At 63.1% G+C, this 13096-nt stretch carries 14 protein-coding genes and 1 tRNA gene; 7 read left to right on the plus strand and 8 right to left on the minus strand.

Translation table 11 applies throughout. From position 1 onward, the window contains the following. Positions 1–31: 31 nt before the first annotated feature. Entirely contained in the window at positions 32–1123 is a 1092-nt protein-coding gene (locus tag AC0L2X_RS26535) for an aminotransferase-like domain-containing protein (RefSeq protein ID WP_352489774.1), read from the plus strand. Positions 1124–1345: 222 nt separating this feature from the next. On the opposite strand, the gene AC0L2X_RS26540 is transcribed toward AC0L2X_RS26535, so the two are convergent. Beyond that, positions 1346–1421, minus strand: a tRNA-Ile gene (locus AC0L2X_RS26540). Between the two features lie 184 nt (positions 1422–1605). On the opposite strand from AC0L2X_RS26540, the gene AC0L2X_RS26545 reads away from it, so the two are divergent. Then, the gene (locus AC0L2X_RS26545) at positions 1606–2316 is read left to right on the plus strand and encodes an SIMPL domain-containing protein (protein ID WP_473559453.1); all 711 of its coding nucleotides are present in this window, start codon (positions 1606–1608) and stop codon (positions 2314–2316) included. 131 nt (positions 2317–2447) lie between these two features. Here AC0L2X_RS26545 and AC0L2X_RS26550 read toward each other — a convergent pair whose 3' ends face one another. Further along, entirely contained in the window at positions 2448–2807 is a 360-nt protein-coding gene (locus tag AC0L2X_RS26550) for a hypothetical protein (RefSeq protein WP_473559451.1), read from the minus strand. 223 nt (positions 2808–3030) lie between these two features. Next, positions 3031–3477 carry a YcgN family cysteine cluster protein gene (locus AC0L2X_RS26555; RefSeq protein ID WP_473559558.1) on the minus strand — a complete coding sequence of 149 codons (447 nt, stop codon included), beginning with the start codon at positions 3475–3477 and terminating at the stop codon, positions 3031–3033. A gap of 235 nt (positions 3478–3712) precedes the next feature. Between AC0L2X_RS26555 and AC0L2X_RS26560 the strand changes: the two genes are divergently transcribed. Beyond that, positions 3713–5872: an OmpA family protein gene (locus tag AC0L2X_RS26560; protein ID WP_473559449.1), complete on the plus strand. Its 2160-nt coding sequence runs from the start codon at positions 3713–3715 to the stop codon at positions 5870–5872. 236 nt (positions 5873–6108) lie between these two features. After that, positions 6109–6624: a TIGR00645 family protein gene (locus tag AC0L2X_RS26565; protein ID WP_352866311.1), complete on the plus strand. Its 516-nt coding sequence runs from the start codon at positions 6109–6111 to the stop codon at positions 6622–6624. Positions 6625–6678: 54 nt separating this feature from the next. Here the strand turns inward: AC0L2X_RS26565 and AC0L2X_RS26570 are convergent, their stop codons facing one another. The 3 genes from AC0L2X_RS26570 to AC0L2X_RS26580 form a co-directional block, all read right to left on the minus strand. Continuing rightward, positions 6679–7545, minus strand: a complete 867-nt coding sequence (locus AC0L2X_RS26570; protein WP_473559447.1) for an SDR family oxidoreductase — start codon at positions 7543–7545, stop codon at positions 6679–6681. A 114-nt stretch (positions 7546–7659) separates the two neighbouring features. Continuing rightward, complete coding sequence (locus AC0L2X_RS26575; RefSeq protein ID WP_352566048.1) at positions 7660–8295, minus strand: helix-turn-helix transcriptional regulator; 636 nt, start codon at positions 8293–8295, stop codon at positions 7660–7662. 7 nt (positions 8296–8302) lie between these two features. After that, positions 8303–9172 (minus strand): S1C family serine protease, encoded by an 870-nt coding sequence (locus AC0L2X_RS26580; RefSeq protein ID WP_473559444.1) that lies wholly within the window; start codon positions 9170–9172, stop codon positions 8303–8305. Between the two features lie 169 nt (positions 9173–9341). Between AC0L2X_RS26580 and AC0L2X_RS26585 the strand changes: the two genes are divergently transcribed. Beyond that, a complete protein-coding gene (locus AC0L2X_RS26585) occupies positions 9342–10292 on the plus strand; it encodes a S1C family serine protease (protein WP_473559443.1) in 951 nt (316 codons plus the stop codon). Here the strand turns inward: AC0L2X_RS26585 and AC0L2X_RS26590 are convergent. Further along, positions 10289–10714 carry a VOC family protein gene (locus AC0L2X_RS26590; protein ID WP_473559441.1) on the minus strand — a complete coding sequence of 142 codons (426 nt, stop codon included), beginning with the start codon at positions 10712–10714 and terminating at the stop codon, positions 10289–10291. The genes AC0L2X_RS26585 and AC0L2X_RS26590 overlap by 4 nt on opposite strands. Before the next feature lie 66 nt (positions 10715–10780). On the opposite strand from AC0L2X_RS26590, the gene AC0L2X_RS26595 reads away from it, so the two are divergent. Continuing rightward, positions 10781–11407 carry a TetR/AcrR family transcriptional regulator gene (locus AC0L2X_RS26595; protein WP_473559439.1) on the plus strand — a complete coding sequence of 209 codons (627 nt, stop codon included), beginning with the start codon at positions 10781–10783 and terminating at the stop codon, positions 11405–11407. On the opposite strand, the gene AC0L2X_RS26600 is transcribed toward AC0L2X_RS26595, so the two are convergent. Further along, positions 11340–12296 (minus strand): LysR family transcriptional regulator, encoded by a 957-nt coding sequence (locus AC0L2X_RS26600; protein WP_473559437.1) that lies wholly within the window; start codon positions 12294–12296, stop codon positions 11340–11342. The two genes, AC0L2X_RS26595 and AC0L2X_RS26600, sit on opposite strands and share 68 nt — an antisense overlap. A gap of 109 nt (positions 12297–12405) precedes the next feature. Between AC0L2X_RS26600 and AC0L2X_RS26605 the strand changes: the two genes are divergently transcribed. Beyond that, positions 12406–13050 (plus strand): FMN-dependent NADH-azoreductase, encoded by a 645-nt coding sequence (locus tag AC0L2X_RS26605; protein WP_473559435.1) that lies wholly within the window; start codon positions 12406–12408, stop codon positions 13048–13050. The last annotated feature ends 46 nt before the right edge of the window (positions 13051–13096 follow it).

The following is a 13096-nucleotide window of genomic DNA, read 5'->3' on the forward strand; positions in this document are numbered from 1 at the left end:
GTGCCGCCCCTGCCGGAGCTGTTCCATACTTATGGAACGCCGCCCCTGCCCTTCCAGATGGGCGTGCCCTCGCAAGACGCCTTTCCGTTTCAAGCTGTGGTCGCGCGTCTTCGCGCGAGCGGCGCGGCGGGCGGCGGCCGCGCCGCTCAGCTATCCCGATCCCCGGGGCGATCCGCAGCTGCGAAAGGAGATCGCGGCCTATGTCGGGATCGCGCGGGGTCTTCGGTGCAGTCCCGCCCAGGTGTTCATCGCGGCAGGCTATTCCGGGGCGATCGGTCTGGCGGTGCGCGCTCTGCAGGTCGAGGGATCGCGAGCCTTGATCGAGGACCCGAGCTTCCCGATCACACGCAAAGCGCTCGACCTGGCCGGCATCACCGTGACGGCCGTTCCGGTCGACCCCGAAGGCCTGGATGTCGCTTCCGGCGTCCGGAGCGCTCAGGACGCAGCGCTGGCGATCGTCACGCCAGGGCAACATGCGCCGCTCGGGATGACGATGTCGCTGCCCCGCAGGCTTGCGTTGCTCGCTTGGGCTCGGCGGAGCGACGCCTGGATCATCGAGGACGATTATCTGAGCGAGCTGCAGCTGACCGGCCGGGCGGCTCCAGCGCTCGCTTCGCTCGATCACGGTGGACGGGTCGTGCATATTGGCAACTTCAGCAAGACGATCAGCCCGGTTCTGCGCCTCGGGTTTGTCGTTGCGCCCATCGAACTGACTGGCCGGTTCGGTGACGTATGCGCCTGCCTGGCGCCGGCTCCGGCCCTGGCGCTCCAAGGCGCGGTGGCCGAGTTCGTGCGCGAGGGGCACTATATTCGGCATCTGCGGCGCATGAAGCGCCTCTACGCGTCTCGGCGGCAAGCCCTGCTTGAGGGCCTCGCGCAGGTCGGGTCGGAGTCGCTGAAAGTCGAAGCCACCGCTGGCTTGGCCGTTATTGTCTCGATAACCGCCTCTCTGTCGGGCGTGGAGATCGCCCGCCGCGCCCGCTCGTTCGGCTTGGCTCCGTCGCCCCTCTCTCAATGGTGCGTCCGATCACCCCCGTGGCAGGGGCTCCTGCTCGGCGTGACCAACTTGGATACGCGTCGGCTTACACAGTATTGCCGACAGCTCGCGGAAGCGGCGCAATAGCGCCACTAGCGTTCAGCGCCAAGAGAAGCTTCAGACCCATCGCGATCGAGCTTTTGATCTCAACGCGCCTCTTGGCGCCTACGGTCCATTCCACTTCGGTTGCAGCGAGTCCTCGGTAGCCCACCATAAATCAACAAAATCAATTCCATGGATGAAGGTTCGCCAGTTATGACATGGCTAACCGAGGTAAAATTTTTCTAAGTCGTTGATAAATAATGACAATGGTGGGCCCGGAGGGACTCGAACCCCCAACCAAGCGGTTATGAGCCGCCGGCTCTAACCATTGAGCTACAGGCCCCACGGCGCTGGATTAGTGTTTTTCCCTGAACCGCACAAGGCTTTCCCTGGGGCTTTCCGAGCAGACGTTCCAAGGGGCTGGCAGAGATCGCCCAAATCAGCCCATATTGATAACCTATTGCACGTCGCCCATTGGACGCCGGCCAACACTCGGTTGTCTTGGGATCGCAGATCGAGGAGATTTCATGACCAGACGTTTTTTGCCCCTGGCGATTGCCGCCGCAATCGCATTTCCGGCGATCGCGGCCGCCGCCGATGCGCCACCGCCGCCGCGTATCGTCGTCACCGGTGAAGGCGAGGCGGCGATAGCACCCGATCTGGCTCTGCTGACGCTCAGCGTCATGCGCGAAGCCAAAACGGCACGTGCGGCGCTCGATGCCAATAACGACGCCATGGCCGCGGTGATCGCTGCGATGAAATCGTCCGGCATCAAGGAGCGCGACCTGCAGACCGCGGGCATCCAGATCAACCCGCGGTATAACTACACCAACAAGCCCGACGGCAGCCAGGAGGCCGAGCTTGTCGCCTATCAGGTGACCAACACGCTGTCGGTGCGCATCCGCGACATCGACAAGACCGGCGACATTCTCGACAAGGCGGTGTCGCTCGGCGTCAACCAGGGCGGCGGCATTTCCTTCTCCAACGACGATCCGGCGGCAGCCGTCACCGAGGCCCGCAAGAAGGCCGTCGCCAATGCGATGGCCAAGGCCAAGACGCTGGCCGAAGCGGCGGGCGTCGGCATCGGCCGGGTCCTGGAAATCACCGACCAGAATTTCGCACCGCCACCGATGCCGATCAATGCCAAGGCTTTCGATGCCGCCGGCGCATCGGTCCCCGTACAGGCGGGCGAAAATTCCTACACCGCGCAGGTGACGGTGACTTTCGAACTGAAGTAGCCGTCGATCGCATGAAAAACCCCGGAGGATCGATCCTCCGGGGTTTTCGAGCCGCGCCCTTCCGTTCTGGCGGAAAGGGACTCCGCTACTCTACCGGCTGAAAGATCGCCGGCCGCAAAGCTCCGACGGGCTTAGCGATAGATGATCGGACAGCCGCGCTCGTTGGCGAATACGATCACGACGCGATCGCCATACTGGCGGCCGGCAACCTTGACCGTGCGGCGGTTGATGTCGATGATGCGGGCGCGGTGCAGGCCCATGCGTTCGGCCTTGTCGATGGCACGCTCCGGCGAGCAGGACCGGCGCCAGCCGCCATGACGGCGGTGTTCGCGATAGTAACCATCATCCTCGTCGCCGGTATAGACGCCGACGCGCGGATCCTGGTTGTTGCCGAAGCCGAGATAGATGCTGTCAGCATGAGCGGGAATGGCAGCAAGCGTGCCAAGGCCGACAACAGCCGAAAGAGCCGCAGTCTTGATGGTGTTGAACATTGTCTTCTCTCCTTGTTGAGGGTTTCCACCCGTTTTCGTCGAACCGATGGGAGGAGAATGCACCTGCCTGTCTGAATTTTTTGCCAACCGGCCATTCATCCGCCGTTCATGCGGCAAGAATGGGCCAGCCGTTTAGTCTCTGCGTTTCTGGAACCGTTCTATGCAGGGCAAATGGGGAGCGTACCGTTTGCCATGGTCCCGGTCTTCGTTACCAGAGGAAATCCTAAGGCTCGTCCGCGAGCATATGGTCGAAATAGTCGTCCGGCTCGGCAAGGTCGGTCTCGCTGGCGCTGACCCGGCCGCGCATCGAGATGCCGGCCTCGTGCACGGTCTCGTCGCTTCCCGACACCAGCCTGTGCCACCAATAGAGATCGCGGCCCTCGGCAACCAGCCGGTAAGCGCAGGTCTTGGGCAGCCAGCTGATGGTGCGCACATTCTGCGGCGTCAGCCCGACGCAATCCGGAACACGCGCCAGCCGGTTGACATAGTCGGAGCAGCGGCAGCTTCCAGCGTCGAACAGCCGGCAGCCGACGCTGGTCCAATAGATCTCTCCGGTGTCCTCGTCTTCGAGTTTGGACAGGCAGCATTTGCCGCAGCCGTCGCAGAGTGATTCCCACTCGGCCGGGGTCATCGCCTCGAGCGTCTTGGTTTTCCAGAACGGCTTTTCCATCGTCGGCATGTGGCCCTCGGACGCTTCAAGGTCAAGCACGGCAACCGTGCACCCTCGTCCGAACGATACGCCGGGACCATACGCCGGAATATATGCCAGGACCATACGAATGACATGAAGTCGCCTTCAAAACGCCGGTCAATCGCCCTGTGCCACAGCTAGAACCTACAAACAGGAACCAAACATGGTTGCTGAAAGTTTGGGCAGGGATGGGACGCCACAAGGAGTGTTTATGATGAAACGCCAACCACGGATTCTGGCAGGCACGGCGCTTGGCCTGTTGATGGCGTCCGCGCCGTTGGGCGCGTTCCCGCTGCAAGGCACTGCCGCATTCAGCCCCGTGCAACGCACCGCAGCGCCGCTCATCCCAGTGCAATCGAGTTGCGCCGAGAGCGAGTCGGCGGAGGCCTGCGCGCAAAGCCAGCAGGCAGAGCAGCCCAGAAAGAAGAAGCGCGACCAGCAGCAAACGGAATCCGCTCCGGCCGAGCAGGCGGCTCCAGCCGAGTCGGAGCAGCCCCGCAAGAAGCGGCGCAATCAGCAGCAGCAAACAGAATCCGCTCCGGCCGAGCAGATCGCTCCGGCCGAGACCGAGCAACCCCGCAAGAAGCGGCGCAACCAACAGCAGCAAACGGAATCTGCTCCGGCCGAGATCGCTCCGGCCGAGACCGAGCAACCCCGCAAGAAGCGGCGCAACCAACAGCAGCAAACGGAATCTGCTCCCACCGAGCAGATCGCTCCGGCCGAGACCGAACAGCCCCGCAAGAAGCGGCGCAATCAGCAGCTGATCGAAGCGGCCCCATCGGAACAACCGGCCGAGCAGGCAGCGCCGGCAAACGACAACCAGCCCAACGTCAATCCGCGCAAGAAGAAGCAAAAACAGAACCAGCAGATCGAGGCCGCCCCGGCAGAACAGGCTCCGACTGTCGAGCCGGGACAAAAGCCGGGCAAGCGCAAGAAGCCTGCTGAATTGACCGGACCCGCCACGGAGCCGGAAGGCCAGCCGGCGCCGACCAATAAGGAAGCGACCCCACAGGCCCAACCGGCTCCGACCGAGCAGCAGGCCGCTCCCGTCCAGGGCGAACAGCCCCAGGACAAGATCAAGAAACGTGGCAAGAGGCCTGTCGGCGAACAGCCGGTGACAGGAGAGCAACAGCCCTCAACCGGCGAACAGCCTTCGACTGGCCAGGCCGCGCCGGTCCAGGGTGAAAATCCGGTCCAGGGTGAAGCCCAGGCCAATCCGAACGAGGCACCTGTTCTGGACAGCCAGAAGGATGTCTTGCGCAAGCGCAAGGGTGGCAAGGAGCGCGGCCAAAATGCCGGTAAGCAGCAGGGCAACCAGCCCGCCCAGCAGGGCGAAAACCAGGTGGAAGCCCCGAAGCCGGCTCCGGTCGAGGAGGGACCGCCACCTACCGACGACAAGGCGGCCCAGCAGGCGATCAAGCCTGAAAAGATCGTTCCGGTGACGGAGGAAAAGGGCAAGCGTGTCGAGCGTGCGCCCGACATCGAGGATGTTCGCCGCCGTCCGCGTCCCCAGGGTGCCAACGTCGTCAGGGAATTCGGCGACCGCGTCATCCTCCAGTTCAACAACCAGACGTTCGTCGAAAGCAGCGATGCCCCGCGCATGCATCGTGGCGCCAGGAATATCTATTATGAGGACCTGTCGGGCGATCGCACCCGGGAAATCGTCGAGCGTGACAATGGTGTCCGGATCGTCACTATCCGCAACCGTTACGGCGACGTTATCCAGCGTTCACGCATCGCGCCCGACGGCCGCGAATATGTGCTGAGCTATGTCGACGAGCGGAACTATGACTATGATGCAGACTGGCGCGACCCGGGCGACGACCTGCCGCCGATGCGCCTTACCATCCCGCAGGAGGAATACATTCTGGATTCCGAGGAGGTCGAGGATCCGGACGACTACTACACCTTCCTCGAACGGCCGCCGGTCGAGAGGGTCCAGCGCCTCTATTCGATCGACGAGGTCAAGCGCTCGGCCCGCGTGCGCGACATCGCCCGCCGCATCGACCTCGACACGCTCAACTTCGAATTCGGTTCGGCCTCGATTTCCGACACCGAAGTCCAGAAGCTGGAGGGTGTTGCCAACGCCATGGACAAGCTGCTGAAGAAAAACCCGGCCGAGAGCTTCCTGATCGAGGGCCATACCGACGCTGTCGGCACACCGGAAGCGAACCTTGCTCTGTCCGACCGCCGCGCCGAGGCGGTCGCCGAAGCCTTGACCAACGCGTTTGGCATCCCGCCGGAGAACCTGACGACGCAGGGCTATGGCGAGGAGTATCTCAAGGTCAACACGTCGGGACCCAACCGCGAGAACCGCCGCGTCGCCATCCGCCGGATTACCCCGCTGGTGGCGCCGGTGGCCAGCGCCCAATAAACCGGAATGTGAACCGCGCGATTTGATCAACTATTGAATCGCGCGGTCATCAATCTTGAAACGTGTGGTTACCCATCCCAGATTCTGGACAGGGCGTTCCCTGCCCTGTCCCGACTCCAGCGGGACACACGAGCCCCGCCGGTTCCCCTCCCCGGCGGGGTTTCGTTTTTTTGGAGCCTTGCAAACCGCCGCAGCCTGCCCGAAATACGGCACTCCGACAACGGAGCCCGAACCGCATGAAGCGCCTCGAACTTGCCATCGAATCGATCATTCTCGCCTCGCGCTGGCTGCTGGTCGCCTTCTATCTCGGACTGGGTGCAGCGCTTGCCATCTATGCCGTGTCATTCGGCAAGAAGCTGTTCGAGTTCGTTCCCGTCGCTTTCACGCTCGATGACACCGACACCATCCTGAAAATGCTCGGCCTCATCGATGCCGCGCTGGTCGCCTCACTGGTGGTGATGGTGATCATCTCGGGCTACGAAAACTTCGTCAGCCGCTTCGATGAAAATGACGGCAAGGTGCATTGGCTGGGCACGATCGATGTCGGCTCGCTGAAGGTCAAGGTCGCCTCGACAATCGTCGCAATCTCCTCGATCCACCTCTTGCAGGTGTTCTTGAACTCGGTCTCCTACACGACCGACCAGCTGATGTGGCTGACCGTCATTCATCTGGCCTTCGTTCTCTCGGCACTGATGCTTGCCTATATCGACCGGCTGATGGGTCTTGGCAAAGCCAAGAAAGCCGAGGAATAAGCACGCGTCTGTGCCGGTCTTTTGAGACATACTTCTGTAGCTAGATGCTTTCCGTCAGTAGATAGCTTTGATTTCGGTATCCGTCCGGCCGAACACCTCGTCCGGCACAAAAAAGTCACCGGCGAGCGGGCCTGTCGCACCCGGCGCATAAGCCGAGAAATCGCTGACGCCCTCCGCACGCAGCACTTCTTCGTCGATGTAGAAATTGCCGGTTGCCTCGCGCGAGGGCCTGACCAGGATAGCGTGTGCGGCATCGGCCATGATGTCGGGCGAACGGCTCATCGCCGCCACCGTCGCTCCGCCCAGGAGGTTGCGCACCGCCGCCGTGTCGATGGTTGAGATCGGCCATAGCGAATTGACCGCGATGCCATCCCTGGCAAACTCGGCGCTCATCCCCAGCGTGCACATCGACATGCCGAACTTAGCCATCGTATAGGCGACATGGTTCTTGAACCATTTGGCCTTCATGTCGAGCGGCGGTGCCAGATTCAAGATGTGAGGATTTTCCGCCAACCTCAAGTGCGGAATGCACACTTTGGAGACGAGAAAAGTGCCGCGCGTGTTGATCTGGTGCATCAGATCGTAGCGCTTCATATCAGTCTCCAGCGTGCCGGTGAGTTGGATGGCGCTGGCGTTGTTGATGCAGATATCGATGCCGCCGAACCTCTCCACGGTCTTGGCGACGGCTTCGGCGACCTGTGCTTCATCCCGGATGTCACACAACACCGGCAGCGCCTTGCCGCCGGCCTGCTCGATCTCTTGCGCCGCCGTGTATATCGTCCCGGGCAGCTTCGGATGCGGCTCGGCGGTCTTGGCCGCGATCGTCACATTGGCGCCGTCGCGCGCGGCGCGCAGCGCAATCGCCAGCCCGATGCCGCGCGACCCGCCGGAGATGAAAAGCGTCTTTCCCTTGAGCGACATCCTTGCGCCTCCCTGCAACATGAAAAACACGATCCTTGCGCGGCTGAGAACCGCCGCGCAAGGCCCAACACACCGGATGCGGGTTACGCTGCGTCGGCCTTGAGACAATCCGAGCTAAACCAGCACCAAGCCCTGCCGCATGGCGATGGCGATCGCATCGGTGCGGTTGGCGGCACCGAGCTTCGTCAGGATCGCAGCGACGTGGAACTTCGCCGTGTGCACGGAGATGTTCAGCCGGCGCGCAATAACCTTGTTGGGCGCGCCTTCTGTCAGCAGCGCCAGCACCTCGCTTTCGCGCGGCGAAAGCGTCGGCCGAACGATTTGCTCGTCGGTCGGTTCGTCTTCGAACCGGTCGCTGTCATGGAAGGTCAAATCGTGATGCCGTTCGGATAGAGCATGGCTGTCGCGCGAAATCCGGTAGCCCGCCGCCGCCAGCCGCGCGGCCGCGGCGATCAGCAACTCGTCCGCTTGCACCGGCAGCACGGCAAACACTGTATCGGCCGGCAGCTCCCGGGCCGCTCGCGACGATAGCAGCACCCGAGGCATAGCCGCGTCGAAGAGACTGTCTTGTACCCCATGATCATCGACGATGGCGACATCCGCCGCCTCACGCCCGTCGACTTCGCCCGCCAGAACCGGCCGCAGATCATCGGTCGCGGCGAGAGCCGCGGACAGACTTCGTGCGCGCTCGGCGTCACCGAGCGCGATCAGCACTGTCAGCCGTCTGCCAGCGACCTCACCGCTTACCATCTATCCCTCAGCTCAGTGGCTTTTCACCGATGGTCAGGGAAACCTCGCGATTCTCGCCGCCGCGCACCACGCCGAGTGTCACCAAGGCACCGGCGCTGTCCGGTCCGAGCTTGCGGATCAGCTCGCGCGGGCCATGCACCGTCTCTGCGTTCCACGACACGATGATGTCGCCGAGGCTGAGACCGGCTGCTTTCGCCGGCCCGTTATCGTCGAGGCTCATCACCATGGCGCCCTGTGTATCACCATTGCGCACCGGATGCAGGCCGGCGCCAAGATAGCCGCGCGCCACATGACCCTTCTCGCGCAGCGTCGTGACTGCCCGTTCGATCGTTTCGTAAGGCATGACCAGCGCCCGCCGGCGCGGCCCGAACAGCAGCATGCCGATCAGTCCGCCCTTGGCGTCGAGTACAGGGCCGCCCTCGAAACGGCCGCCGGCATTGACGGCAAGATTGATGCGCCGGTCGATGGTGCCGCCGCGCATCGAACGCCAAGCCGGGCCGACCTCGCCGACCGTGCCGAAGGTAGCGAGCGAGGTGCCGTCGCTATTGCCCGCTACGACTGCCAGATTGCCCGGCCGCACCGCATCCGCCTTTACCAGTGACGGGGCGCTCGGCGCGCCGGCCGGTTTCAAAACGGCCGTGCCGGTGGACGGGTCGCGGCCGACCAGTTCCGCCTTGACGACTTCGCCCGAAGAAAACGTCAGCTCGATCTCCTCGCCGGCCTCGACCGCCTCCTCGGCAGTGACGAAATAGCCGTCCCGCCAGTGGAAAGCAGTTGACGTCCGGTGGTGCGTCGCGAAGCTGGCCGTCGCTGGTGCCGTGGCTGCCGCGATGTCGGCAATGGCGTCGGAAAACGTGCTCAGATTGAAATCGCTCATGATTTGTCTCCTGGGTTCTTCGTGACCCAGATATCGCCCGGCAGGGCGTTGGCGGATACTCGCCTGACGGCTAGTTGGGCATTTGACTGGCCATCTGGTCAGGTCGCGGCCGGTCCGGCAGCTCCGCACATATAGGCATTGTTCATCTTGTTCAAAACGGAGCCCTCAGATGGCCCTGCCCGCCCAGCAATTGCAATATGACGATAGCCTTCTCGATGCCTATTCGGCGACGGTCGCCGATGCCGTCGACCGCATCGGGCCCGCCGTCTGCCGCATCGAGCGCATCGGTGGCCCGGGCGGCCATGGCTCCGGCTTCGTCATCGCGCAGGACGGGCTGGTCGTCACCAACTTCCACGTCGTCGGCGATGCGCGCAGCGTGCGCGTGTCAATGCCGGACGGCGCCTCCAGGGAAGGCCGCGTGCTGGGCCGCGATCCCGACACCGACATTGCGCTGGTGCGCGCCGACGGCAACTTTGCCGACGTTGCGCCGCTTGGCGATTCCAAGCGTTTGAGGCGCGGCCAGATTGCAATTGCCATCGGCAATCCGCTCGGCTTCGAATGGACCGTCACCACTGGCGTCGTCTCGGCACTCGGCCGCTCGATGCGTGCCTCCACCGGCCGGCTCATCGACGACGTCATCCAGACCGACGCCGCGCTCAACCCTGGCAATTCCGGCGGACCGCTGGTGTCCTCGGCCGGCGAGGTGATCGGCGTTAACACCGCGATGATCCATGGTGCGCAAGGCATCGCTTTCGCGGTTGCCTCCAACACGGCCAATTTCGTCATCTCGGAAATCATCCGTTTCGGCCGCGTGCGCCGTGCCTTCATCGGCGTTTCCGCCGACACTACCAACCTGCCGCGCCGCGCAGCCCTTTTGTCGCAAGTATCGAGCAGCACGGCGGTGCGCCTGCGCACCGTCGAAAAGAACAGCCCGGCAGCCAAAGCCGGCCTCAGGGAAGGCGACATTATTGCCGCCATCGACGGCCGCCCGGTCACCGGCGTCGACGATCTGGTGCGCATGCTCGACGCCGAGCGCATTGGCCGCGAGACACTGTGCACCGTGGTGCGCCGCTCCGGCATTACGCAGGTCACGGTGATGCCGTTGGCGCGGGCGAGTTAGCGCGCCGCAGCACCCTGCGCATATTGCGCCAGGAATTCTGAGCTCGGCGGGATCGGCCTGATCACGTCGATCAGCACGCCGTTGGGATCCCTGGTGATGAAATGGCGCTGGCCGAAGGGTTCGTCGCGCAGCGTTCGCAGGATCGGCAGGCCAGCGGCGGTGATCCGTTCATAGACGGCATCCGGATCCCTGACCTCGAAATTGATCAGCAGGCCAGATGTGCGGCCCCGCCCTTCCTCCGGGATCGTCTCATGATCGCCCTGGACGATGCCGAGGTTGACGCTGCGGTCTACGGCTGAGCGCAGCTGTACGTACCAGTCGGCCTCAAACAGCGGCTTGAAGCCGAAATGCGCAACATAAAAGGCTGCCGTGCCGGCGACGTCGCTCGTCATCAGCACCGGATAATAGCTCGTCGTCCTCATCTTTCCTTCTCCCGGCGAATAACATACAGTCTGCATGTAAATGCATTTAACATACAGGCTGCATGTATGCAACAAGGGCTCGCTCGTCGCTCCAACCGTGATCGCACCGAGGCGACACGCGCCGAGCTCATCGCCGCGGCGCGAAAACTGTTCACCGAAAAGTCCTATGCCGAGACCGGCACACCCGAGATCGTCGCCGCTGCCGGGGTCACGCGCGGCGCGCTCTATCATCACTTTGCCGACAAGCAGGCGTTGTTTGCCGCTGTGGTCGAACAGGAGGCGCAAGCCGTCTCGGAAGAGATCGAACGGGCGTCGCCGCCTTCGCTATTTGCCCGCGATGCGCTGATTGCCGGCTCGGATGCCTATCTGGCTGCCATGCGTGCCCCTGGCCGCACGCGGCTCTTGCTGCTTGATGGCCCGGCCGTGCTCGGCCGCGCCGCCATGGATGCGATCGACGATCGCCACGGCAACCGTTCGCTGCGCGAGGGCCTTGTTGCCGCGATGCGCTCGCACTCTATGACGAGACTGCCTGTAGAAGCACTGACCGCTTTGCTCGCCGCTGCCTTCGACCGCGCAGCGCTCGCCATCGAAGCTGGAGCATCGATCGAGGACTATCGCGCCGTTCTCATGGCGCTGATCGACGGCCTGTCTCCGGCTCATCCTCAGGCACCTCACCCGGTTCGAATTCGTTGAAACAGCCTAGCTGGCGCTTGAACTGGTCGATCAGCCAGGCGGCCGCCGGTTTCGGGCTGCGATCGGCGCGGTGCATGGCATAGAGCGGCGCGCGAACTTCGCTATAAGGCTCAAGATCGAGTTCGACGAGCCGGCCGTTCGCCAGATCATCGGCAATCAGCCATCGCGGCAGCCCGCCCCAGCCCAGCCCCTCGCGCATCAGCACGTGCTTGGTGCGCACATCCGTCAACCGCCAGGTGCGGTAGGCGAAGACGCCATAGTCACGCCCGCGCGTACGCTCGGACTGATCCGAGACGACCAGTTGGATATGTTCGCGGACATCCTCTAGCGCCACTGGTCTCGGCAGCAGCGCGAGCGGGTGATCAGGCGCTGCGGCTGGCACCAGGGAGATGAAGCCGATGCGAAGCAGATTAACGTCCGTCTCACCCAGAAGCCCCCCGATGCCGAGATCGGCCTGTCCGCCGACAACATGATCGAGGATAAGGCCAAGCGAGCCGATATGCAGACGCAGCGTCACGGCCGGGAACTGCGCCTCGAATGCCTTTAGCACCCGAACCAGCACCGGCGACGGTAGCGTCACGTCGACCGACAGCGTAACTTCGGCCTCCAATCCCTGCCGGTATCCGTCGACACGCGACCGGATGCGTTGCAGCACGCCGACCATACGCCGCGCATCTTCCAGCGTCGCCTTGCCGACATCGGTCAGTTGCGGTTCACGCGTGCCCTCGCGCTCGAACAGCTTCAGCCCGAGCTGCGCTTCGAGGTTGGCGATGGCGTAGCTGATCACCGATTGCGCGCGGTTCAATTTGCGCCCGGCGGCCGAGAAGCTGCCGGTCTCGGCCACCGCAACCAATATCTGCAGTTGGTCAAGCGTCGGGTTCGGTTGCATCGTTCAATCCACAATTTAGATGGATAATATACAAAATATACCAGTTTTTCAAATGGGTCTGCGCGCACATATTTGTCGGGAGATTTTGATCCAACCTGGAGACCCCATTATGTCCATCCTTCTTGTCACATCCAGCCCGCGCGGCGCTGCCTCACACTCGACCCGTATTGCTACTGAATTCGCTGAAAAGCTTGTTGCCGCCGATCCGTCGAACACGCTTGTCGTGCGCGACCTCGTCGCCAATCCGCTGCCGCACATCGATGCCGATTATGCGACTGGCATCTACACGCCGGCCGAAGCGCGCACCCAGCGCCAAGCTGAAGTCGTTGGCGTTTCCGATGTCGTGCTGGATGAACTGTTCGCCGCCGATACGGTGATTCTCGCCACCGGCTTCATCAACTTCAACATCTCCTCGACGCTGAAGTCCTGGGTCGATCACGTCGCCCGTTCCGGCAGGAGCTTTGCCTATGGCGAGAGCGGCCCTAAGGGCCTCGTCACCGGCAAAAAGGTCTATGTCGTGCTGGCTTCGGGCGGCATCTATTCCGAAGGTGCGGCCGTGCAGTTCGATCACGCCATTCCCTACCTGCGCAGCGTGCTCGGCTTCCTCGGCATGACCGATGTCGAGGTCATCCGCATCGAAGGAGTCGGGATGGGCGCCGATGCGGTGGCAGCAGCGCTGGCCAAGGCCTCGGCCAAGGTCGACGCCATTGTGGCCGCGACCGGTGATGCCGAGCGCGTTGCCACCGCGGCGTAAAGCGTCAGCATCGTCTGAATTGTACAAGGGCAGGCGCCCGGCGCCT

It is taken from the genome of Mesorhizobium sp. WSM4828 (genome assembly GCF_055811175.1).

Excerpts from the sequence above, each read along its gene's own strand:
- AC0L2X_RS26570 (WP_473559447.1), bottom strand. The coding sequence starts at position 7,545 with ATGTCGCTCAAGGGAAAGACGCTTTTCATCTCCGGCGGGTCGCGCGGC.
- AC0L2X_RS26595 (WP_473559439.1), top strand. The coding sequence starts at position 10,781 with ATGCAACAAGGGCTCGCTCGTCGCTCCAACCGTGATCGCACCGAGGCG.
- AC0L2X_RS26535 (WP_352489774.1), top strand. The coding sequence starts at position 32 with ATGGAACGCCGCCCCTGCCCTTCCAGATGGGCGTGCCCTCGCAAGACG.
- AC0L2X_RS26575 (WP_352566048.1), bottom strand. The coding sequence starts at position 8,295 with ATGGTAAGCGGTGAGGTCGCTGGCAGACGGCTGACAGTGCTGATCGCG.
- AC0L2X_RS26565 (WP_352866311.1), top strand. The coding sequence starts at position 6,109 with ATGAAGCGCCTCGAACTTGCCATCGAATCGATCATTCTCGCCTCGCGC.
- AC0L2X_RS26545 (WP_473559453.1), top strand. The coding sequence starts at position 1,606 with ATGACCAGACGTTTTTTGCCCCTGGCGATTGCCGCCGCAATCGCATTT.
- AC0L2X_RS26560 (WP_473559449.1), top strand. The coding sequence starts at position 3,713 with ATGAAACGCCAACCACGGATTCTGGCAGGCACGGCGCTTGGCCTGTTG.
- AC0L2X_RS26600 (WP_473559437.1), bottom strand. The coding sequence starts at position 12,296 with ATGCAACCGAACCCGACGCTTGACCAACTGCAGATATTGGTTGCGGTG.
- AC0L2X_RS26585 (WP_473559443.1), top strand. The coding sequence starts at position 9,342 with ATGGCCCTGCCCGCCCAGCAATTGCAATATGACGATAGCCTTCTCGAT.
- AC0L2X_RS26550 (WP_473559451.1), bottom strand. The coding sequence starts at position 2,807 with ATGTTCAACACCATCAAGACTGCGGCTCTTTCGGCTGTTGTCGGCCTT.
- AC0L2X_RS26580 (WP_473559444.1), bottom strand. The coding sequence starts at position 9,172 with ATGAGCGATTTCAATCTGAGCACGTTTTCCGACGCCATTGCCGACATC.
- AC0L2X_RS26555 (WP_473559558.1), bottom strand. The coding sequence starts at position 3,477 with ATGGAAAAGCCGTTCTGGAAAACCAAGACGCTCGAGGCGATGACCCCG.
- AC0L2X_RS26590 (WP_473559441.1), bottom strand. The coding sequence starts at position 10,714 with ATGAGGACGACGAGCTATTATCCGGTGCTGATGACGAGCGACGTCGCC.
- AC0L2X_RS26605 (WP_473559435.1), top strand. The coding sequence starts at position 12,406 with ATGTCCATCCTTCTTGTCACATCCAGCCCGCGCGGCGCTGCCTCACAC.